The 20,086-nt window shown below is 61.5% G+C and carries 23 protein-coding genes; 16 read left to right on the plus strand and 7 right to left on the minus strand.

The genetic code is table 11. The features are described from left to right. Nucleotides 1-101: 101 nt before the first annotated feature. From ABHM97_RS21495 to ABHM97_RS11690, 14 genes are all read left to right on the plus strand, one after another. Complete coding sequence (locus ABHM97_RS21495) at nt 102-464, plus strand: GNAT family N-acetyltransferase (RefSeq protein ID WP_502921285.1); 363 nt, start codon at nt 102-104, stop codon at nt 462-464. An 86-nt stretch (nt 465-550) separates the two neighbouring features. Continuing rightward, entirely contained in the window at nt 551-1,624 is a 1,074-nt protein-coding gene (locus ABHM97_RS11630) for an ATP-grasp domain-containing protein (protein WP_349470779.1), read from the plus strand. Nucleotides 1,625-1,637: 13 nt separating this feature from the next. Continuing rightward, entirely contained in the window at nt 1,638-2,729 is a 1,092-nt protein-coding gene (locus ABHM97_RS11635; RefSeq protein ID WP_235520359.1) for an ATP-grasp domain-containing protein, read from the plus strand. After that, complete coding sequence (locus tag ABHM97_RS11640) at nt 2,726-3,991, plus strand: MFS transporter (RefSeq protein ID WP_235520358.1); 1,266 nt, start codon at nt 2,726-2,728, stop codon at nt 3,989-3,991. Before ABHM97_RS11635 ends, ABHM97_RS11640 begins: the two co-directional genes overlap by 4 nt. Nucleotides 3,992-5,011: 1,020 nt before the next feature. Further along, nucleotides 5,012-5,362, plus strand: a complete 351-nt coding sequence (locus tag ABHM97_RS11645; protein ID WP_257370320.1) for a nuclear transport factor 2 family protein — start codon at nt 5,012-5,014, stop codon at nt 5,360-5,362. A 148-nt stretch (nt 5,363-5,510) separates the two neighbouring features. After that, nucleotides 5,511-6,020 carry an amino-acid N-acetyltransferase gene (locus tag ABHM97_RS11650; protein ID WP_257370319.1) on the plus strand — a complete coding sequence of 170 codons (510 nt, stop codon included), beginning with the start codon at nt 5,511-5,513 and terminating at the stop codon, nt 6,018-6,020. A gap of 220 nt (nt 6,021-6,240) precedes the next feature. After that, complete coding sequence (locus ABHM97_RS11655) at nt 6,241-7,629, plus strand: FAD-binding oxidoreductase (protein ID WP_349470780.1); 1,389 nt, start codon at nt 6,241-6,243, stop codon at nt 7,627-7,629. 25 nt (nt 7,630-7,654) lie between these two features. Next, complete coding sequence (locus ABHM97_RS11660; RefSeq protein ID WP_235520354.1) at nt 7,655-7,831, plus strand: hypothetical protein; 177 nt, start codon at nt 7,655-7,657, stop codon at nt 7,829-7,831. A 148-nt stretch (nt 7,832-7,979) separates the two neighbouring features. Beyond that, nucleotides 7,980-8,981 (plus strand): dihydroxyacetone kinase subunit DhaK, encoded by a 1,002-nt coding sequence (gene dhaK / locus ABHM97_RS11665; protein ID WP_349470781.1) that lies wholly within the window; start codon nt 7,980-7,982, stop codon nt 8,979-8,981. A 2-nt stretch (nt 8,982-8,983) separates the two neighbouring features. Then, complete coding sequence (gene dhaL, locus ABHM97_RS11670) at nt 8,984-9,637, plus strand: dihydroxyacetone kinase subunit DhaL (protein WP_349470782.1); 654 nt, start codon at nt 8,984-8,986, stop codon at nt 9,635-9,637. Further along, nucleotides 9,634-10,323, plus strand: a complete 690-nt coding sequence (dhaM, locus tag ABHM97_RS11675) for a dihydroxyacetone kinase phosphoryl donor subunit DhaM (protein WP_349470783.1) — start codon at nt 9,634-9,636, stop codon at nt 10,321-10,323. Before dhaL ends, dhaM begins: the two co-directional genes overlap by 4 nt. Nucleotides 10,324-10,412: 89 nt before the next feature. Next, nucleotides 10,413-10,589, plus strand: a complete 177-nt coding sequence (locus ABHM97_RS11680; protein WP_235520350.1) for a CsbD family protein — start codon at nt 10,413-10,415, stop codon at nt 10,587-10,589. Between the two features lie 87 nt (nt 10,590-10,676). Beyond that, complete coding sequence (locus ABHM97_RS11685) at nt 10,677-10,937, plus strand: DUF4235 domain-containing protein (RefSeq protein WP_257370313.1); 261 nt, start codon at nt 10,677-10,679, stop codon at nt 10,935-10,937. Between the two features lie 3 nt (nt 10,938-10,940). Beyond that, complete coding sequence (locus ABHM97_RS11690) at nt 10,941-11,303, plus strand: VOC family protein (protein WP_349470784.1); 363 nt, start codon at nt 10,941-10,943, stop codon at nt 11,301-11,303. 18 nt (nt 11,304-11,321) lie between these two features. Here the strand turns inward: ABHM97_RS11690 and ABHM97_RS11695 are convergent, their stop codons facing one another. Continuing rightward, entirely contained in the window at nt 11,322-11,834 is a 513-nt protein-coding gene (locus ABHM97_RS11695; RefSeq protein ID WP_349470785.1) for a VOC family protein, read from the minus strand. 85 nt (nt 11,835-11,919) lie between these two features. Here ABHM97_RS11695 and ABHM97_RS11700 point away from each other — a divergent pair, with 85 nt between their 5' ends. Continuing rightward, nucleotides 11,920-12,714, plus strand: coding sequence for an AraC family transcriptional regulator (locus ABHM97_RS11700; protein WP_349470786.1), 795 nt, complete (start codon nt 11,920-11,922; stop codon nt 12,712-12,714). Here the strand turns inward: ABHM97_RS11700 and ABHM97_RS11705 are convergent. The 3 genes from ABHM97_RS11705 to ABHM97_RS11715 all read right to left on the minus strand — a co-directional run bounded on the left by ABHM97_RS11705 (nt 12,668) and on the right by ABHM97_RS11715 (nt 15,923). Further along, nucleotides 12,668-13,978 carry a cation:dicarboxylate symporter family transporter gene (locus ABHM97_RS11705; RefSeq protein ID WP_502921286.1) on the minus strand — a complete coding sequence of 437 codons (1,311 nt, stop codon included), beginning with the start codon at nt 13,976-13,978 and terminating at the stop codon, nt 12,668-12,670. The genes ABHM97_RS11700 and ABHM97_RS11705 overlap by 47 nt on opposite strands. A gap of 488 nt (nt 13,979-14,466) precedes the next feature. Further along, nucleotides 14,467-14,949, minus strand: a complete 483-nt coding sequence (locus ABHM97_RS11710) for a hypothetical protein (RefSeq protein WP_349470788.1) — start codon at nt 14,947-14,949, stop codon at nt 14,467-14,469. Nucleotides 14,950-14,972: 23 nt separating this feature from the next. After that, complete coding sequence (locus ABHM97_RS11715; RefSeq protein ID WP_349470789.1) at nt 14,973-15,923, minus strand: iron-sulfur binding domain-containing protein; 951 nt, start codon at nt 15,921-15,923, stop codon at nt 14,973-14,975. 136 nt (nt 15,924-16,059) lie between these two features. On the opposite strand from ABHM97_RS11715, the gene ABHM97_RS11720 reads away from it, so the two are divergent. Continuing rightward, nucleotides 16,060-16,767, plus strand: a complete 708-nt coding sequence (locus ABHM97_RS11720) for a hypothetical protein (RefSeq protein ID WP_349470790.1) — start codon at nt 16,060-16,062, stop codon at nt 16,765-16,767. Nucleotides 16,768-16,808: 41 nt separating this feature from the next. On the opposite strand, the gene disA is transcribed toward ABHM97_RS11720, so the two are convergent. The 3 genes from disA to ABHM97_RS11735 form a co-directional block, all read right to left on the minus strand. After that, nucleotides 16,809-17,885: a DNA integrity scanning diadenylate cyclase DisA gene (gene disA, locus ABHM97_RS11725; RefSeq protein ID WP_235520341.1), complete on the minus strand. Its 1,077-nt coding sequence runs from the start codon at nt 17,883-17,885 to the stop codon at nt 16,809-16,811. Between the two features lie 282 nt (nt 17,886-18,167). Next, entirely contained in the window at nt 18,168-18,791 is a 624-nt protein-coding gene (locus ABHM97_RS11730; RefSeq protein WP_349470791.1) for a Pr6Pr family membrane protein, read from the minus strand. Beyond that, nucleotides 18,788-20,032 (minus strand): glycoside hydrolase family 26 protein, encoded by a 1,245-nt coding sequence (locus tag ABHM97_RS11735; RefSeq protein ID WP_349470792.1) that lies wholly within the window; start codon nt 20,030-20,032, stop codon nt 18,788-18,790. The genes ABHM97_RS11730 and ABHM97_RS11735 overlap by 4 nt, the downstream gene beginning before the upstream one ends. Nucleotides 20,033-20,086: the final 54 nt, after the last annotated feature.

Genomic DNA, 20,086 nt, shown 5'->3' on the forward strand with positions numbered 1-20,086 from the left:
TGATCACAGCCGGGTTGGAAATCCGCTCTGCGAAGCAACGCGATGCAGAACAGCTGTGGAAGTTGATTGTATCTACATTTTCGGTCTATGAGGACCAATTTGTGCCGTCCGTTCTTAGCAAAGGGAAGGGAGACCTAGTAGCTCGGTGCAACTCATGGTCGATCGGACTCGTAGGCGGCGAAATCGTAGCTGCTGTGCAACACGAGGTTGAACAGGATATCTACACTTTCAGCTATTTGGCTGTGAGGTCAGATATGAGACGCCTGGGCTATGGGACGCAGTTATACCGATATGTCGAGGATTGTTCGCGTTCCAAAGGCAGACAGATCATCTTAGTGGCGGTTCGACGCGCTATTGAGTCGAACGTGAAATTTGTTGAAAGTCTCGGCTTCCACTTCATTGGACCTTTTGGTTCGAGTGGAGGGCACGATATCTACGGAAATGAAATTGGTTCAGCCGCATGAATAAGGTGCTTTTGATTGGATATCGTCCAGGTCTGGAGAGGGCTATACGACGGTTAGGTTATGATCCGGTTATAGTCCTTCAAAAAATGAAGCCCGAGCTCGAAGGGCTGGATATAATTTTGGTTCGAAGCATAGAATCCCCGGAGGAAGTTCTGGGCGCAGTCCTTCGGCGGCACCCGGTTGGGGATTTTGCAGCGGCAGTAACAGGTCATGAGCAGGGGGTCTTCACCACCCTGGTGGCAAGGTTGGCTCTGAATCTTCCGGGCGACAAGGATCTTGGCCGGTCCTTGGTCTTCCGGGACAAGCACCTCCAAAAAATGCATCTTGGGGACAGCGTCGCGCACGCTGAAAGTGTGCCGATTGAGCTGACGGACACCTACCATTGTCTTTCTCGGCAGCTAGGGCAGCGATTTTTCGTAAAGCCCAGTTCGGGCTTTGGTTCCGACGGTGTAAAACTGGTCGAATCTGCCAGTGATTTTGAGGCTGCCTTGCCGGGAATTGCCTCAAGTTTTCAATATCTGGCTGAGAGTCGTGTAGTTGGTCCTGAGTTCCACGTTGATGGTGTGTGGTGGGATGATTCAGTCCTGTGGTTGAGTTTGGCCCGATATCTTGACTCGCCATACAAATGCAATGACGACGGCATCATGGCTGATCATATAGTTACAGAAGTGATGAATAGTGCGCTCTTTACTCATGCGGAGGAGCTCGTCGGCAATGCACTCAGCGCTCTTCAAGCACCAAACGGTGTTTTTCATCTTGAAGCCTTCATATCCGAGTGCGGTTTAGTTCTAGGTGAAATCGCAATCCGTCCACCGGGCGGCCATGTGCCGGAGATTATCAACTTGACTTATGGGGTTGATCTTTTTGAGGCCCATGTCCAGGCTGCGCTGGAACAAAGGCCATCCATAAATGCGCGCGTCGTTGATCCAAGTCCGGTATTTGGGTTTGTTTATCTGCGTCGCTTTCCTGGGTCGCAGCTGAGTATTGATTTCTATCGTCAAAATTTCCAGAATATTTGCCAAATCGAGCTGGCGGATTCTCCGACTGGGGGAGGAGCTTACAACCGTGATGGCTTCGCAATCGTTCAGGCCGCATCGGAATCGCATCTGCAGGCTGCGATGCTTGAGTTGGTTGAGGTAAACGGGGCCGATCGTGGCTGAGACTCGCCGTGCCTTGGTGCTCAGCCCTGCAAAGCCGTCGGTCTTGAGGGTATGTAAGGATGTTCCGGGCCTCGACCTCGTATTTCAAGATGTCACGAGTCCCGCAGAGCTGCGGAGTTTTGAGTCGGCTGCAGATGCTTTCGAGCGGCATGGCTGCTCGCATGTTATTGCAACGTCGGAAAGTAACATGCTCTTGGCCGGGCGGCTCAGGGAGCACTATTCCCTTCCCGGCCTCAAGCTTGGGCAGAGCTTGGCAGTAACGGACAAGCGGGAGATGCATCACGTCTTTTCCCCAGTTGTGCCCATGGCTCCGCGTTGGACATCAGACATGGAGCTGGAAGGCGGCACCGCATTTTCTGGCTTTTCTGAATTTATAGTCAAACCCGCATTGGGTTCGTCAAGCAGGGGTGTGGAGCGGCACTCCATGGAGCGGCTGCTTGAAGTAATAAGCGGTGCTTCTGATGACCAGGTAGTAGAGGCGGCTTTGGATGTTGAAACAGAGCTTCATTGCGATGGTGTCTTGATTGGCGGGGAGTTGGCTGCCGCGGCAGTGTCCAAGTATGACCGGCCGGTTTTGGAAGCGAGAGGTAACACCCGGGCCAGCATCCATCTCCCCGAGGAGCACGAAATGAGCCGGCGGGCTCGTCTGCTTGTTGCGGATATCCTCACGGCGGCCCCAAACCTCGATGGCGTATTTCATATCGAGTTGCTGGTAGTTGACGGGGCTATGTTCCTCGGCGAAATCGCCATGCGGCCAGCAGGCGGGGGTGTTGCAGAAGCGCTGCGTCGCCATAAGGGGTTGGATCTTTGGGATGCCTTCATCAGAGCTCAACTTGGCATGCCGCTTCCGACGCCATCGCTATCGCGGGTAAGCCCTGCCACTCCTTGGGCCGGAGTGCTCGGCGTTGTTCCGTCGGCAAACCTATCCAGAGCTGAGCAGCGGGCGTTCCTGTTGCGACAACCAGAGGTTGTGTCCCTGGAAGAACTGGATTCAGGAGAGTCTCGGCCTAAAGAGTCGTGTTCATTCTCCTGGCATGCATTTTTCCAGACCTCCACCGAGTCGCAGGCGTACTCCCTCACAGAAAGGATCTCGAAGGCCATATGAACAAAAATGTGGTGTCGCCCGAGGCACTGGCGAACTCGGAGAGTGCGGCAGGTTCCTCCCGAGGATTCCTTGCTTTTTCGTTACTGTCAGCACTGGCTGAAGGCGCTCAGCAAGTGATTATCCTCTGGACTGCCTTTCAGATCGGCGGTAGTGGCCTTCTGGTCGGGTGGGCAGTCTTCGCCGGCTATGCGCCCGCGGCTGCAGTAGGCCTGGCCGTGAGAAAGCATGCAGATAAGGGAGATGCCCGATCGCTTGCCGGATGGAGCAATTGGTTTTTGGCGCTTGGTTCCCTTGTTGTGGGCGTTCAGCAATTGTTGGCTGGAGATCCGCTTATTTCCGTGATCATGATCCTGGCCAGCCAGGCCCTGCTGTCGCTTGTCAAGCTCGTGAACAAAGCTGTTGTGGGCAGGCTTCTTAGAACCTGCTTACAGCCTGAGGCCGCCAAGAAGACGTTGCAACTTTCTTCATCCGCCAGCCTGGCAGGACAGGTCGTGGGCGCCGGGGGTGCTGGTCTTTTGCTGAGCACTGGCTTAGGACCCGCAGGGCTCTTGATATGTGGGGCGTTTTATGCCGCGAGTGCATTCGTATTGCGTCTTGCAGTGCGGAACGACTCTGCGCGGGCACGCCGGAAAAATGCAGAGGATGAGGAAACGCCAGGGACGCGCCGATCGCCCAAGGTCCGATCCCGTCTTAGTCCTGCGTTGGTCTCCGTGCTCCTCTTTTCTGTTCCAAGCAGTGGATCGCTGCAGGCGTTGACAACGCTTCTGCCTTCATTGAGCGAGGCGACGGCTCCGTCAGCGCCCGCCTTCTACGCCGTGATGAACGTAACGAGCATGGCCGGAGGATTCGTAGCTGGGTTGATCCTTTCGTCAAGACTTTCCACTCCATTGATGGTCCTCCGGTGGGCGATGCCTGCCAGCGCAATTTTGTTGGTATGCCTCAACTTGCTCGGGGCGGAATTCGCGGTCGCCTTCCTGGCCGGGGTCCTGACCCTCGTGCTCACTCTGCACGTAATCGTGATGCAGGTCCTTACAAACCAAACTCCCCCTGCCGAGGAGGTAGGTTCATTCGCGATGACGCGAAATGTGGTTGCCTCGTTGTCCAAGGCGCTCTTTGCGCTTGCTGCGGGGGCCATTTCGTCCTTCGCCGGTTTGGAGGCGGCGGTATGGGCGCTGGCTGGGGTCTGCGCCGTCTTCTGGTTGATTTGGTGGCGGCAGGAATCGTCGCGGAGGGAGGGGGTCTTTGGTGAGATTGGACGCTGACGATGGAAGAGCGAATTTCCTGGAAGCTCTGGTGAAGCGCATATCCGCGCATCGCAGCGAGCTTCCTGACTCGCCAGTCGGCCATGAGCTCGCGGACATTCTGGGACACAGCCAGGCTGCCTTGGAGAGGCTGGGCAATGGTGGGCGGATATTGCTTACACTGCCTCATGCCAGCCCAAATGTCTTCTTTCCCAGGGCAAGAGTCGGTTGGCATGCGGCCGAACTGCAAGGTACAGAATCCGACACCATTCACCTTCGCGTGGTGCTCACGCACACAAACTTTTCTGATCTCGGATGGCGACCCTACGCGTGGTGGATCCTGGATCAAGAGGCCAATTTGCGCCGCGTGAGTATGTTTACGAGGAACAAGAAACAGAGTCATGCCACCATAGCGAGCCAGAATGGTTGCTCGACATTTCCTGACATGCTAACTGGTCATGACCGCAGGGCGGCGCGAATGGCGGCCCTCGCCACTGATCGAGCTTGGTGTTACATCAACCTCATGGCCAGCATCGAACGGTCCTGCGGGTTCTCAGCTACCTCGAGGACAATCTATGTCCGGTTGGAGTGGTTGGTTGAGGCCGCTTTGGAAGTCGCCGGCGACTTGACCAGCACGGGTGTGTGGATGCGCGCCCTTCTCGAATTGGCCGACGGGGCACGGGTGATAGGGGCCGGGGGGCGACTTCGGGCGGCTACGAGTGGTGAGACACCATTCGTCTACAGCAACGCGATAAACCTGGCGGTCTTGGCGGCTCTGCCCTCCGCGGAAGTACTTGGCGGCAAGAAGATGGAGTCCTACTGGCCAGAGGTCCAAGCTCGAATCGGACAGGCCGCAAGGAACAGCAAAAGCCCGGCGCCCCTACTCAAGCGTTTGCTTGTTCCCGAACAAGCGCGGGAGGAAGGCGCCCCTCCGTCGCCGCGATTGAGAAGGCAACTCTCAGAGGCGGGCATCCAGTACTCACAAGGCATGGCCTTGTCGCTGCACGGGTCCCTGAACCAAACGATATGAAAGGGGCGGCGGTGGCAAGTATCGATGAATTGGTTCGCAATTATTATCTGCGCGTGGATGAGGATCCCGCCACTGTGCACGAACTATTTTGTCAGGACGCCGCCTATCACCGGCCTGGTTACGGGGCGCTTGTCGGACGTGAGCGCCTGCGCCAGTTTTATGGCCAAGAGCGGGTAATAGCTTCCGGAAACCACCGGCTCAAAGAGGTCCTGATTGCCGATCAGTCAGCAGCTGTGCGCGGTGATTTTGAAGGCAAGGGGCATTCCGGTGAGGACTTGCGGGTCTCGTTTGCAGATTTCTTTACCTTCAAGGAGGGATTGATTCAGGACCGCACGACATATTTTTTCATGCCGAAGGTATAGATTCCTTCGGCTTGGAAAAAGTTCTAACGCTTCGGCAGGTTTATCCACCCACAGCACAGTGACCACCGGAACGGACGTGTTATGGGAACAGCACTAACTGGCAAGTGCGGAGGCTCAGTTGAGGTTGCGGCCTCGCTAGTATGGGGGAGTGGATTCGACCTTCAGCCTTCGCCCTGCCCGCACCAGTGACGTGGCGGCGATCAAGAGGCTGGTGGCTCCTCTGGCTGAGGAACGGATCCTCATGGCCAAGGAGACCGTGGCGTACTACGAGAGCCTGCAGGAATTCCGGATTGCCGAATCCAATACCGGCGAGGTCATTGGCTGCGGCGCCTTGCACGTGATGTGGGAGGACCTGGCCGAGATCCGCACGCTGGCCGCGGCCGACTCCTGGCGGGGCCGCGGCGTGGGCCATGTCCTGGTGGAGAACCTGCTGGAAGAGGCAAAGGCGCTGGGCGTGAGCCGGGTGTTCTGCCTGACGTTCGAGGTGGACTTCTTCAAGCGCCACGGCTTTGAAGTCATGGCGGACCAGTCGGCCGTTGATCCGCAGGTGTATTCGGAACTCCTGCGCTCGCATGACGAAGGCGTGGCCGAGTTCCTGGACCTTGCCCGCGTGAAGCCCAACACCCTGGGCAATACGCGCATGATCAAGCAGCTTTAACCTGCGCCCAAACCCCTTTTAGAACCCAGCTCCGACGGGTGGCTGGGCCCTGCTCGATTATGGGTGATTTAAACCTCTTCTCTTATCTAAAGTTGATGGATAAACTGATAGCGGCTTGTTGGGGAAGCTTCCATCACTTCGGTCAATTTGAGAGAAGATCATGCAGTCCCACGCCTCCTTTCCAGATGTTTCACAACTCCAACTCAATGTGCGCGGTCCAGTGTTCACGCCAGCCGATCCAGGCTTCGCCGCCGAAGTAGCGGCCTTCAATTTGTCCACACAGCACCAGCCGGATGTTGCCTTCGGCGCCCTCGACGCAGAGGACGTTTCGGCAGCGGTCCGCTGGGCCGGAGAACGCGGAATGCCCGTCTCCGTCCAATCCACCGGCCACGGAGCCACCAACGCCATTGAGGGCGGCCTGCTAATCAGCACCCGTCGAATGCTGGAGTTCAGTATCGATCCCGTCGAACGGACGGCCCGCGTTGGCGCCGGCGTCCGCTGGAAGGCCGTCGTGGAACTGGCATCCACATTCGGGCTCATGGGGCTCTGCGGTTCCACCACCGACGTCGGCGTGGTGGGTTACACGTTGGGCGGTGGCTTGCCGATCATGGGTCGAAAGTACGGGTTCGCATCGGACCATGTGATCGCCTTCGAGATCGTCACTGCTGACGGCACGCACCGACGGGTAACCAAGGACGAGAATGCGGAGCTTTTCCATCTCCTGCGCGGAGGCAAGGGAAACCTTGGCATTGTCACGGCCATGGAATTCCACTTGTTCCCGGGCACTGACCTCTTCGCCGGTGGGCTGTACTTCGACGGTGAGCATGCCCCGGCGGTCCTCCAGCAGTTCAGTGAATGGGTTCCGTCGCTGCCCCAGGAGGCGTCGGCGTCGTTGGCTTTCCTGCGCCTCCCGGACATGGAGATGATTCCCGAACCTTTGCGGGGCAAGTTCGTCGTGCATCTGCGTTACGCGTACCAGGGCGACGCGGCCGTGGCGACGCAATTGCTGGAGCCGATGCGACGGAGTGCGCCTTTGATGATGGATGGGACCGGCCCCCTGGACTCCACCCAGCTGGACAGTATCCACCAGGACCCGGACCAGCCTGTGCCCGTGCGCGAGCGTGGCTTCCTGCTGGACCGTTTGGACGGCGGAGCAAAGAGCGCGATCCTGCGCCACTTCGGACCAGGCGTGCAGAGCCCGGTGCTGATGGCGGAGGTGCGGCTGCTCGGCGGCGCCTTGGCCAAGAGCGCCGACGGCGAGGACACGGTTGGGGCGCGCGACGCCGCGTTCAGCTTCTTCATGGCGGGCATGGCTGTCCCTCCTCTGGTGGAGCTGCTTCCCGTAGTGTTCGACGCCGTTCGCGACGACCTGCGCGATGCCTCCAGCGGCGGGACTTTTGTTAACCTCCACGGCCACTTCGTCGACGCCGAGGACAGGGAGCGGCCCTGGGGTCCCACTGTCCGCGAACGGCTCCGGAAGGCGAAAGCCGAGCTTGACCCGAAGAACATGTTCAGCTTCGGGCACGTCGTGGGTCTTCCGGTCATCGACCAGACGGTGCTTCTCGAAGACGTTGTGACCGCCGGTGGCGACGCCGTGCTGAACAGCTAGGGAGCTGACGGCAATGGACCATCGGGTGATTTTTCCTGATTTCTCTGCTTTCCAGATCGACATTCCGTATGGATCGTTGCCAAACGGGGAGTCGTGGGCGGGGGAGCGGTATCCGGATCCGGACCTCTACTCGGCCTTCTGGCCGGAAGTACGTCCCCGGGACGAGTCCGCGTTGACTCCGGCGCCGGGTGCCGAAGACTGACCCGTGAACAGAAGCGCAGGTGGAGGGGCGGTCGAAGGGCTGCCCCTTCCATCATTTAACTGTCATCCCTTCGCTTTGGGACCTACCGTGGGCCCGCCCGCCGGTAGTAGGGTCAGAGCACCAGCCACAGCATGCCCAGGAGCATCCAATGAAAAAGCTCATCAATGATCCACGCGCCGTGGTGGACGAGTCCGTCGAAGGTTTGGGCATGGCCCATGCCGACATCGTGGACGTCCATCCCGACCCCAAATTCGTTGTCCGGAAGGCAGCGCCGGTAGCGGGCAAAGTTGCCCTGGTTTCCGGCGGAGGCAGCGGGCACGAACCCCTTCACGCAGGCTTTGTGGGACTCGGAATGCTCGACGCCGCTGTGCCCGGCGCGGTCTTCACCTCTCCCACACCCGACCAGATCATTCCAGCGACTGTCGCCGTGGACTCAGGTGCCGGCGTCGTCCATATCGTGAAGAACTACACCGGTGACGTGCTGAACTTCGAAACCGCTGCGGAAATGGCCCAGGCTGAAGGCGTTCGCGTCCGTTCGGTGCTGGTGAACGACGACGTCGCCGTGGAGGACTCGCTGTACACGGCAGGACGCCGCGGGGTGGGCGGAACCGTCCTGGTGGAAAAGATCGCCGGAGCGTCCGCCCAGCGCGGGGACGACCTGGATACTGTCACCGCAATCGCCGAACGTGTAGTAGCCAACGTGCGGACCATGGGCGTTGCTCTGTCCGGCTGCACTGTGCCGCACGCGGGTACACCGAGCTTTGAACTGGCCGATGACGAAATTGAAATCGGAATCGGCATCCACGGCGAACCGGGCAGGCACAGGATCCCCATGGAAAGCGCCGACGCCATCACGGACCGGCTGCTGGAACCCGTTCTGGAGGATCTGGGGATCGCATCAGGTGACCAGGTCCTGCTGTTCGTCAACGGCATGGGCGGAACCCCGCAGAGTGAGTTGTATATCGTGTACCGCCGGGCCGCGCAGGTCCTCGCCGAACGCGGCGCCACGGTGGAGCGCTCGCTGGTGGGAAACTACGTGACTTCCCTTGAGATGCAGGGCTGTTCAGTATCCGTGCTGCGCCTGGACGACGAGATGACCAGGCTCTGGGACGCACCCGTCCACACTGCAGCCCTGCGGTGGGGTGCCTGAGCATGGGATTGGACGCCGGGTGGGCTGTGGAATGGCTGAAACTCTCCGCCGACTCCATGGCCCGGCACCGCACGGAACTGATCGAACTGGATCGCGCAATCGGCGACTCTGATCACGGCGAAAACATGGACCGGGGTTTCCAGGCGGTTGTTGCCAAACTGGAGGAAGCCCCACCGGAGACGCCGGGTGCGGCACTCAAAGTGGCGGCCATGGCCCTTATGTCAAAGGTGGGTGGTGCGGCCGGACCCCTCTATGGAACGGCGTACCTGCGCGCGGCCACCTCGCTGGGCGATCTGGCGGATGTGGATGCTGAAGCCCTGGCCGCGGCGCTCGCCGCAGCACGGGACGGCGTAGTGGCCCGCGGCAAGGCGGAACCCGGCGACAAAACCATGATCGACGCCTGGACTCCAGCTGTCGAAGCCGCACAAAAGGCAGCGGCCGCAGGCAAAGACCCAAGGGAGGTCCTGGACGCCGCCGCTCAAGCCGCCCAGGCCGGAGCCGAATCCACGGACGAACTGGTGGCCCGGAAGGGTCGGGCCAGTTACCTGGGGGAACGCAGCGCCGGGCACCGCGACCCCGGTGCCGCATCAACAGCGCTGCTCCTGCGGGCAGCCGCAACAGCTGCCGGCAACGGCACAGGAACCGGGGACGCATGACGGTGGGAATCGTGGTGGTTTCGCACAGCAGCAAAATCGCTGAAGGTGCAGTGGAACTCGCCGCCCAGATGGCGCCCGACGTCGAACTCGTCGCCGCCGGGGGAACCGACGACGACCGGATCGGTACCAGCCTGGAGAAGGTGCTGGCCGCCGTCGAGCAGTCACTGGTTGATTCCGGTGGTGACGGGGTGGTGGTGCTCACGGACCTGGGCTCGGCCGTGATGACGGCCGAATCTGCGGTGGAATTCGCCAGCGCTCCCGAGGCTGTGCGGCTGGCCGACGCGCCTTTGGTCGAAGGACTGGTTGCTGCCGCCGTCGCCGCCCAGGGAGGGGCCGGCGTCGAGGATGTGCTCAAAGCGGCTGAAGCCGTAACTTTCAGTGGAAGTTCAGTGGCTGCACCCCAGGCTGCCGACGCGGGCGCTGCTGAACCTGACGCGAGCGGGACTTTTACCCTGATCAACCCCCTGGGAATGCATGCGCGTCCGGCGGCGAAGATCGCCGGCGGCCTGTCCGGAATGGACGTGGACGTGACCGTCAACGGAGTGGATGGCATGTCCATCATGGCGTTGATGGCGCTCGCAGCGGGGCAGGGATCCGAGCTGCATGTGGAAGCCCGTGGGAAGGATGCCGAGAGGGCTGTGGACTACGTGCGGAAGCTGGTTGAAGAGGGGTTTGGCGAGCTCTAACTAAACGGTTTTTCGACCAAGATATTGCTAAGTATGCTGATTAGTGATGTTGTAGAGGTACAAGGTTCCTACGAAGAAAGAGGTGCGACATGGGTGCTGACGACAAGATCGAGAACACCGGCGAGAAGCTGGGCGGCAAGGCCAAGGAAGCTGCCGGCAAGCTGACGGACGACAAAGGCCTCGAGGCTGAGGGCAAGGGCGACCAGGTCAAAGCCGACCTCAAGGGCGCAGGCGAGAAGCTGAAGGACGCCTTCAAGAAGGACTAGGAATGTGGACAGGGCCGCTGCGGTTGCAGCGGCCCTGTCTTGCTGTGGGAGGCCTCGCTTCGAGGCACTATTTGATGGAGGATCTTCGTGAACATACTGGTAAAACTGTTCGGCATTGCTGTTAGCCTCGGCGCAGGTGCCATCGCGAACAAGACTTTGGAAGGCCTCTGGGAGAAGAAGACCGGCAAGCCCGCTCCGAAGGACGGAACGGACCTGAACGACTCCCTGCCGGGCGTCCTGGTTTTCGCCGTGGTCTCCGCCGGTGTTGGCGCAGTTGTTCACGTACTTACCCAACGGGGCACCAAGAGCGCCCTGGCCCGCATGAAGAAAACAGCAGACGAGGTCTAGAACATGGCTATTGCCAAGCACCCCAGCGTTGTCATCGACTGCCCCGACGCGGCAGCGCTCGCAGCTTTCTACGCCGAATTGCTCGGATGGCACGTTTCCAACGAGAACGGCGACTGGTACGACGTGCGCCCGGAGGACGGCAGCAACTGCATCTCCTTCCAGCAGGTTGATGTGTACCAGGCGCCCGTCTGGCCGGGCCAGACAATCCCGCAGCAGATGCACTTTGACGTCGTGGTGGACAACCTGGACAAGGCTGAAGAAGAAGTCCTTGCCATCGGCGCCAGCAAGGCCGACCACCAGCCAGGCGAGACGTTCAGGGTGTTCCTTGATCCTGCTGGCCATCCCTTCTGCCTCTGCGTCAGCTAGGCCTTCTCTGTTTGGGGCCTAGCCGTGCTGCGCCGCCCACTCTTCGACGCGTCGGTTGCTTTCCTCCTCTGAGAGGTCCTCGACGCGGGTCATGATGGACCACCGGACCCCGAACGGATCCCGGATGCTGGCATAGCGGTCACCGGAAACGAAGGTGCTCAACGGCTCCCTGATGGTGGCGCCGGCTTGTTCCGCTTTGCGGACCAGAGCGTCTGCATCGGAGCAGTAGAGGCCCAAGGAATAGCAGTCGTCCTCGCCCTCGGGCGACGGGACCAAGTGGTATTCGGGGTTGGGCTCGCCGAGTTGCAGGTGGCCGTTCCCGAAGTCGAGTTCCGCGTGGACCACCACCCCGCCCATCTCGGTTTCGCCCACTACCCTGGCGCCGAACACGTCCCGGTAGAACGCGATCGCTTCCTTGGCGTTGGACACCGCAAGGAACGGCGTGAGGCTGGTCAACCCTTTCGGGACGCCGTGCGTGGTGTGCTCGCCGTTCGCGGCGGTGGCGGCTTCTGTGCTTGTAGTATCTGTCATGGATATGACGCTACGTGCCTGGTAGGGGCCAGCGCTTGGAGATTCGCGACGGGTTCGCGAGGGGTTGGGTTCCGGGAAGGCTCCAATGACGGATTCGTTCAAAGGCATCCTCTATCCCGCCCGGCTGCCCACCTTCCACCGCCTTCCTGCACCGGAGTCGGTGGCGCACCTTGTCCAGTGGTTCTGGATCCCTGAGTGGGACATCGAACCTGGCCGATCGTCCCGGCAACACCTGATCGCCTACCCTGCCTCCAACCTTGTGGTCCAAGGTGGTGGGGTCGAATTCTCCGGCCCCACCACCCGCGCCGCTTACCGTGACCTGAGCGGCAAGGGATGGGCGGTGGGAGCCCTGCTCCGACCGGCCGCAGTTCCGCTGTTCAGCGATGCTCCGGAGACCCTCCGCGACACAGGTCTCGCGCTGGACCTGCATGACCTCCACACCGCCGTTTCAGCGGCCATGGAAACGCACGACGGCGGCACCCGCCGCGGGCGGGCAGCGGAAGCCTTTGTTGCGTGGCTGGTTTCCCTGGATGTGGCGTTGTCCGAAGAGGCGCTGCTAGCGAACCGGATGATGGACATCATCGCTTCTGACTCCGAGGTGGTCAGGATCGAAGATGCGGCATCCCTGCTTGCCGTGTCCCCGCGAACGTTGCAACGGATCGCGAAAAAATACATCGGGTTGAGTCCCTCCGCCCTTATTCGTCGCCGAAGGCTGCAGGACGCGGCCGAGCGCACCCGTTCCGATCCATCAGCGGACCTTGCGGTGATCGCCGTCGAACTTGGCTATGCGGACCATGCGCACCTGACCAACGACTTCCGGAAGTTCCTGGGCTTCACGCCGAGTTCGTACCGGCAGTCAGCCGGGGCTGCGGACTGCTGAGCGTTGGCACAGTCGGTTCGGTGACTGAGTCCCCTTCCTCTGGGGTCGTGGTCTCCCCGCGGAAAGCTGCCAGCATTGCCTCGCGATCGAATTGACCCTCCCATTTGGAGACCACAAAAGTGGCGACGCAGTTGCCAAGCAGGTTGACCACAACCCGCATGGAGTCCATGAGCCGGTCGGCCCCCAGCAGGAGTGCCACGCCTGCAACCGGGAAGATTCCCAGGGCTCCAGCGGTGGCCGAGAGGGCCAGGAAGGCTGATCCCGGGACTCCGGCCATGCCCTTGGAGGTCAGCATGAGAATGCCCAGTGCGGCCAGTTGCTGACCCAGATCCAGGTTGTGCCCGAAGGCCTGTGCGAGGAAGAGGAGGGAGATCGACAGGTAGAGTGCCGCGCCGTCGAGGTTGAAAGAGTATCCGGTGGGAACCACCAGCCCCGTGGTTGCCCGGGAACAGCCGGCGTTGGTCAGCTTTGTCATGATGCGAGGGAGGACGGATTCTGTGGAGGCCGTGCCCAACGCCAGCATGAACTCTTCGCGCGAGTATTTGATGAACTGCCACAGGGGAACACGAGGGTAGGCCCAGGCCACCACAAACAACAAGCCGATGAAGATCAGGGCAGAGCCGTAGCATGCTGCCACCAGGAGGGCGTAGGTGCTCAGGGAGCTAAGCCCGTATTGGCCGATGATGAAGGCCATGGCGCCAAACGCACCCACTGGAGCCACCCGCATGACCCAGGCCATGATCTTGAAGAAGATTTCCAACGTGGTTTCCATGATGTCAATGACCGGCTTGCATTTCTCCCGCCCCACCACCACGATTGCTGCTCCAAAGAAGACGGCGAAGCACAGCACCTGCAAGAGTGAGTTTGAGGCAAATGCCCCCACCACGCTTGTGGGGATGATGCCCAGCAGGAACTGTCCGGCATCCTTGGGTGGGGCCGTGGTGGTTTTGGCGTTCACGGCATCCTCGGACAAGGACGCGGGGTCAATGTTCAGGCCGGCGCCCGGCTGCACGACGTTGGCCACTACCAGCCCAAAAGCAAGCGCGAAGAGTGTAGCGGCGGTGAAGTAGACCAGGGCCTTCACGCCCACCCGACCGACGGCTCTTACGTCTCCCACGGCTGAGATCCCAGTGACGATGACCAGGAAAATCAGCGGCGCGATGATCATCTTGATGAGTTGGATGAAGCCATCGCCCAGCGGGCGAAGCGCGGACCCGATGTTGGGCCACAGGTACCCGATGACGATTCCCGCTACCACCGCCATCAGGATTTGGAAGAACAAGGATTTGTATAAGGGCTTCTTCGCAGCTGGAGTTGGGGCTGTTTCAGGTGCATGGATCTTCAAGGAGTGCGCCTATCTGTGCATGGGGCCGTGCAGGGTCACGGCCGGGATCACACAAGACGCTATGAGTGCCTTGTTTCCGGATTGCTAATTCCAGAGACGCTCTGTGTTTAATATCGGAATCAAGTTTTCACGATGCGAAATTAACCGGGGATAAGGGTCGGCAGGCCTCCGCGGCAACCTCCGCAGGCTTCGGGACCGGCTTATGCGCTGCGTCGAGGAAGACCCTGTAGGACACCACTCCCTCCCCGGCTGGAGGTGTGCGGTACCCGGCATCCTTCCGGTGGGCCGCGAAGGACACTGTGACGCAGGTGCCGGCAGGGGCAGGCCCGGCGGCGACTCGGGCGGAATGACACGGGAATACCGCCGGCTAAATCAAATCGCTAGAGGAACGGCGCCGTTCGATACTGCTACCCCTGCCGCAATCCCGCCGCATCAAGGACCACCGCCGCCGAAATAACCCGCCCGCACTGTTCGCCGAACGGGTAGTCGCCCCTGGGAGTGAATGTCAGGGTACGCACTGGCAAGGCGGCACCGGAAATCGATGTGCCGCTCACCGTCGCATCCAGGGGCGCTTCGGATAACGCGCTCAACTCCATGAAGCCCTGCAGGGTCCCGTCAGGGGAGGACGTCGCTGAGCAGACACCCTCCGGCGAGCAGCCCTGGTCGACGGCAGCTGAGCCCGGCTGCAGAACCAGATCCTTCTCCGTGCAGCTACCGTCCTGGCAGGCCTTCAGCCGAAGAGAACCGACGTCGCCCGCATAGGAGGCGGCCACGGTCACGGACACCCCGGTAGCCCGCGCAATGGCCGGGCACGCCACGGGCTCCGGATAACAGCCGGACAGCAATCCCGCAGTGCACGCAAGCGCCAAGGCCAACCCAATTCTGCCCATGCTTCAGGGTAGGACCCGATGCCCTACGCCGGTAGCCGCAAACCGCCGTCGTGCATCTCCGCGAGACCATCGGTCAGCAGGCCGTCCAAGGCGCGCTCCAACTGTTCGGGCGCCGAGTTGAGGCGGTGCAACGCTGCGAGTGGAATGCCGATGCCCGAGGGCGCGAAGCCCAGGTCGGCGGGCGCCTGCTCGAACATCTCCCGCGGGACAGGTGTGGCAGCGTCACGGAGCACCGCCATCACGGCTCCGCGGACCTGACGGTCGGTGCCGTGCCAGGATTGGCCCTTGGGCGTGTACGACGGCGGCGGCTCACCGGCGGCGAGCCATGCACAGCTTGCGCGGACGGGACAGTCGGCGCACTTGGGGCTGCGGGCGGTGCAGACCATGGCGCCAAGCTCCATGACCGAAGCGTTCCAGCGCACGGACAGTTCCGGATCGAGGGGGAGCAGCGACTCGGCCAGGCGCATCTCCGCGGCGGTCAGCGTTGGTGCCGGAAGGGCGCTCCCGGCGAAGAGCCGTGCGTGGACGCGGCGGATGTTGGTGTCCACTACGGTCTCCCGGCGGCCAAAGGCAAAGGCTGCGACGGCGGCGGCCGTGTAACTGCCGACGCCGGGAAGCCCCAGGAGCTCGTCGTAGTTGTCGGGCACCGAACCGCTGTGCTGATCCCGGATGGCGACGGCGGCCGCGTGCAGCCGCAATGCACGGCGCGGATAACCGAGGCGGCCCCAATGGCGCACGGCTTCTCCGGACGGCTCGTTGGCGAGGTGGGCCGGTGTGGGCCAGCGTTCCATCCAGTCGAACCACACCGGAAGGACGCGGACCACGGGGGTCTGTTGGAGCATGACTTCGCTGACCAGGATTCCCCACGCGCTGCAGTCGGGTTCACGCCACGGGAGGTCCCTTGCCGTGTCCTCGAACCACTGGGCCAAGGCGTTGTGGAGCGAGGCCAGCTGGAGGGTGTCGGGAAGTGTCATACTGCCCACAACTCTAGTGGATTCCGGCCCGGAGCGACTCCGGCGCAGTCGCATGGCCGACGTCACACAGCCTTGGATTGGGCGCCAGCGGCGTGGAGGTTAGGAACCCCGGGCGCAACGAGCCTAGCCTAGAACCATGTCCACCAAGGGTAAGCAGCAGTCCTCCGCGCGCTCATCAGCGCCGGCGAAAGGTGCTGCCCGCGGTTCGTCACCACAAAGTACCTCCGCAAACCGTCGCCGGCCGAGCCCTGCCGTGTACCGCCGTCGTCGGCAGGTTGTTTTTGGCGCCCTGCTCCTGGTGATCGTGCTGCTGGTGGCCGGCATTGTTGCGATCACCGGATCCCTTTCCGGAAAGTCCGAACCGCAAGCCGTCGTTTCGCCTGACACCACGCAGGCGCCGACGCAGGGGACAGTGCCGTCGGGAACGCCGTCGCCCTCGGCATCCGCAACGCCCGTGTGCGACTTCAACCTCATGACCGTGGCCGCGAAAACCGATAAACCTGCCTATGGTGCCGAGGAAATGCCGCTCCTGACCATGACCATCACCAACGGCGGCGCCGCTCCGTGCGAGGTCAACGTCGGAACGTCGCAGATGGAGTACCTGGTGATGAGCGGAGCGGACCGCATCTTCTCCTCCAAGGACTGCCAGACAGGCGGCGTGGACCTCATCAAGACCATCCAGCCCGGCAAGAGTGAAATCGCCAACTTCCCGTGGCAGCGCAACCGGACGCTGGAAGGCTGCGCGGCGATCAACGCCAAACCCGGTGCCGGTGGCGCTTACTACACCTTCGAGGCGAGGCTCGGAAACAAGTCGAGCCCCAAGGCCACCTTCCAGCTGAACTAGGCGGTTCCACGCCAGGCAACGCCCGACGGCGGCAGTCGCCTTTAGAGGAAACGGTCCAGCAGGCTGGCTTCGGCCATGCGGCTCAAGCCCTCGCGGACCGTGCGGGCGCGCTGGTCGCCGATGCCGTCCACAGTCATCAGGTCGTCGATGGTTGCAGCCATGAGGTTCTGCAGGCCACCGAAATAGTCCACCAGGCGGTCGGCCACAGCCTTGGGCACGGACTTGAGCCCGGACAGCAGGCGGTACCCGCGGGGCTGGACCACCGCATCCAGCTGCTCCACTCCTCCCGCGAAACCGATGATGTGGGCGATGCGGCTGAGGTCGATCAGCTCCGTGGGCCCAAGGTTGAGGAGGGCCTGGACGGCTTCTTCGATCTGCTCCGGTGTTGCGTCAGGATCCGAGTAGTCGCGGATAATGACTTCGCTTCCAGGGCCGCGGCCCACCGTGAGCTCCTCCACCTGGAGGGACAACAGGCGTCCATCCTCACCAAGTTCCAGGACGTACTGGGCGATTTCTTCGGAGATGCGACGGACCATCTCCTGCCGCTGCAGCGTCACGGCAACGTCCCTGACGGTCACCAGGGCCTCGATCTCCAAGGCCGACAGCGAGCTGGTGACCTGGTCCAGCCTGGCGCTGTAGCGTTCCAGCGTAGCCAGGGCCTGGTTGGCGCGGGCCAGGACCTTCTCGGAGCCTTCCAGCACGTGGCGCAACCCGTTCACGTACAAGGCGATGATCTGCATGGACTGGCTGACGGAAATGACGGGGACACCGGTCTGGATGGCCACGCGTTCGGCGGTGCGGTGCCTGGTGCCGGATTCCTGGGTTTCGATGCTGGAATCCGGAACAAGCTGCACAGCGGCCCGGACGATGTTGCTGGCATCCTTGTCGCAGATGATGGCGCCGTCCATCTTGGCGAGCTCGCGCAAGCGTGTGGGGGAGAAGTCGATGCCGATATCGAATCCGCCGGAACAGATGGAGTCGATGGTCCTGTCCGATCCGAGCACAATCAAGGCGCCGGTACGTCCACGAAGGATGCGCTCAAGGCCATCACGTAACGGAGTTCCGGGTGCAACTCTGGCCAGGGTCGCCTTGAGCGACTCTTCCGGGCTCCGGGCCATGGGGTTTCCCTTCGAAGGTGCAAGCCTCGGCTTACAAACAAGCTGAATCCGGCATCAGGGGACACGCGAAGAAATGCCCCTTTGACGACTAGCACCATGATAGGGCTTCCGGGCACCATTAACCGCACCAGCAAGCCCCAAAGTGGGTCATTTCGTTATGTTCGGGCAGCCGCGGAAGAGGCCACTTCCGGCTCTGCGGTGGGGCCCACTTTGGGAAAGCAGCCCGTTGACGTGGGCGGATATAACAAGTTGGTGTAGTTAATTACGCGCGGGCCCATCCACTCAGTAATCCACTTGCCGCTTCATCTTGTTGCCCAGCCACATCATCGCCAGGCTCACCACGAGGAAACCCACGGAAATGGCCAGCGCGAAGATCACGACGCCACCCCAACCACCGGCCCGGGCAGGATCAATGAACCAGTACGGGTACCAATTGACCAAAGCTCCCCGGATCAGGCTGTAGGCCAGGTACCCAATGGGGTACAGCAGCCAATACCAGATGTGCTTCGGCCGGAGGGTGGTCCTCGGCGGCTGGAACAGCCAGTCCAACACCATCACCACGGGCATCAGGTAGTGCACCACGAAATTAACCCAGGGCAGCAGGGAACCGAGATCCTCCCCGGCCAGAAGAGCACCGAACACCAGGCCTACCACGGCCATGGCGATCGTGGCCGTGCCGCGCGTGACGTCGTCAGCCTCGCTGGGCCGCTTCCGGACCAGGACCCTGTACCCGCTGATCAGCAGCACAAGTGCTGCGAAGATGTTGGACAGGTTGGTGAAGTAGGAAAAGAAATTCCAGACGTCGTACCCCAAGCCAACATGAACCGTCAGCTGCGCACCAACAGCCACCAAGGTCAAAAGGCCAAAGAAGAAGCGTCCCCCAACAAGCACATTCCGCTTTGTCATGGACCAGTCCTTGGCGTGGGCTGGCAGGACTGGTCCGGGCCGTACTGGAACCATTCCGGCAACGCGGCTGTAAAGGCTTCCCGCACGGCCGGCGTGTTGGAAACAGTCCAGTCAACGCGGCCCTTGACCTCGATTTCCTGCTTGTCCCATTCGAACCAGTTGATCATCTTCAGCAAGGGGAGCTGCTGATGGGTTGCAGGGCTGAAGACCTGGTTCCACCAGGCCTCCTTGATGGCCAGTTCCTGTTCCCCTCCGGCCGACGGAGCGAAGAGCGCCGCCGTTTCAGGGATGGCTACCGGCTTGCCGTGCTGGACGCCGTAGACGTTGTAGAAATCGGGCAGCAGGGTGTCGTCGCCGTTGGCGCCGGAATAGGTTCCCGTGAGCTGCTGCGTGAATTTGTTGGGCTCAGGGAGTTCGTTCTCACCCCAGGGATATTTGTTGCCCCAGTGGTACAGCGACATGCCCACCCAGTCCACGGCCTCATCACCCGGGTAATAGGGCGAATACGCGTCATCGTTCATCGTCAGTGCGCCGTCACTGTTGGTGTCCAAGGCGGCGAATTCCGGCGTCCCCGGCTTGGCCTCGAACTGGCCCCCGGCGAAGGGGTAACCGCCGCCGTAGTTGGGTGCCCACATCATGGCTGAACCGGGCGCGTCCCTATGTACTGCGTTGGCCAGAGTCTGAAACGCGGCCACGTATTTTTGGGGCTGCTGCGACCACGCGTACCAGGAGCCGTTCATCTCGTGCGCGAACCGGACGATGACCGGGACGCCCTCCTTGTTGAACCGCGCCAAGTCCTTGGCCAAGGCCGTGGCTGTGTCATCGGTGACGGCGTTCAAGCCCTGGGCAGGCTCAAGTGTCAGGAGCATCATGCGGCCATCTGCATGGATCTGCTCAACGGCCTTCTGGAGGTCTTCTTCATCCTTGGGTGTCAACGGAAAGCCGGTAAACGAAACACTGACGGCGGGTTTGTGGCCCAGGTCTTTGGCGAATGTCGCCAAGGACTTGGAATGGTAATCCAGATTGACGCCAAACAACGTCCCGTTCGCCGGGGCCAGTTCGCTTCGCGGAGTGACTTCGCAGGCCGCGGCCGACGGCGTTGCAGCTGCCTCCCGCTGGGACAGTGAGTTGGCGAAGTTAACCCCGGCTATACCGAGTACCGCCAGGCCAATCACCGCCGGCAACGTGAACGCCCTCAACAGCTCGGCGCGGTTCTCCTTGCGGGACGCGCTGTCTTCCACTGGTTGCTCCCCCAAAAACAAACACCGAGCCTTCCTGAGCTGCGCTTTCGTCCT

Origin of the sequence: Paenarthrobacter sp. CAP02, from assembly GCF_040137855.1 — a bacterium.
Lineage (GTDB): Bacteria > Actinomycetota > Actinomycetes > Actinomycetales > Micrococcaceae > Arthrobacter.

What these genes read in the sequence shown, in the direction of transcription:
- ABHM97_RS11730 (WP_349470791.1), bottom strand. Translation starts at nt 18,791, where the DNA reads ATGACAAAGCGGAATGTGCTTGTTGGGGGACGCTTCTTCTTTGGCCTT.
- ABHM97_RS11695 (WP_349470785.1), bottom strand. Translation starts at nt 11,834, where the DNA reads ATGACAGATACTACAAGCACAGAAGCCGCCACCGCCGCGAACGGCGAG.
- ABHM97_RS11715 (WP_349470789.1), bottom strand. Translation starts at nt 15,923, where the DNA reads ATGACACTTCCCGACACCCTCCAGCTGGCCTCGCTCCACAACGCCTTG.
- ABHM97_RS11700 (WP_349470786.1), top strand. Translation starts at nt 11,920, where the DNA reads ATGACGGATTCGTTCAAAGGCATCCTCTATCCCGCCCGGCTGCCCACC.
- dhaL (WP_349470782.1), top strand. Translation starts at nt 8,984, where the DNA reads ATGGGATTGGACGCCGGGTGGGCTGTGGAATGGCTGAAACTCTCCGCC.
- ABHM97_RS11630 (WP_349470779.1), top strand. Translation starts at nt 551, where the DNA reads ATGAAGCCCGAGCTCGAAGGGCTGGATATAATTTTGGTTCGAAGCATA.
- ABHM97_RS11705 (WP_502921286.1), bottom strand. Translation starts at nt 13,978, where the DNA reads ATGGCGGTGGTAGCGGGAATCGTCATCGGGTACCTGTGGCCCAACATC.
- ABHM97_RS11710 (WP_349470788.1), bottom strand. Translation starts at nt 14,949, where the DNA reads ATGGGCAGAATTGGGTTGGCCTTGGCGCTTGCGTGCACTGCGGGATTG.
- ABHM97_RS11690 (WP_349470784.1), top strand. Translation starts at nt 10,941, where the DNA reads ATGGCTATTGCCAAGCACCCCAGCGTTGTCATCGACTGCCCCGACGCG.
- ABHM97_RS11680 (WP_235520350.1), top strand. Translation starts at nt 10,413, where the DNA reads ATGGGTGCTGACGACAAGATCGAGAACACCGGCGAGAAGCTGGGCGGC.
- ABHM97_RS11720 (WP_349470790.1), top strand. Translation starts at nt 16,060, where the DNA reads ATGTCCACCAAGGGTAAGCAGCAGTCCTCCGCGCGCTCATCAGCGCCG.
- ABHM97_RS11640 (WP_235520358.1), top strand. Translation starts at nt 2,726, where the DNA reads ATGAACAAAAATGTGGTGTCGCCCGAGGCACTGGCGAACTCGGAGAGT.
- dhaM (WP_349470783.1), top strand. Translation starts at nt 9,634, where the DNA reads ATGACGGTGGGAATCGTGGTGGTTTCGCACAGCAGCAAAATCGCTGAA.
- disA (WP_235520341.1), bottom strand. Translation starts at nt 17,885, where the DNA reads ATGGCCCGGAGCCCGGAAGAGTCGCTCAAGGCGACCCTGGCCAGAGTT.
- dhaK (WP_349470781.1), top strand. Translation starts at nt 7,980, where the DNA reads ATGAAAAAGCTCATCAATGATCCACGCGCCGTGGTGGACGAGTCCGTC.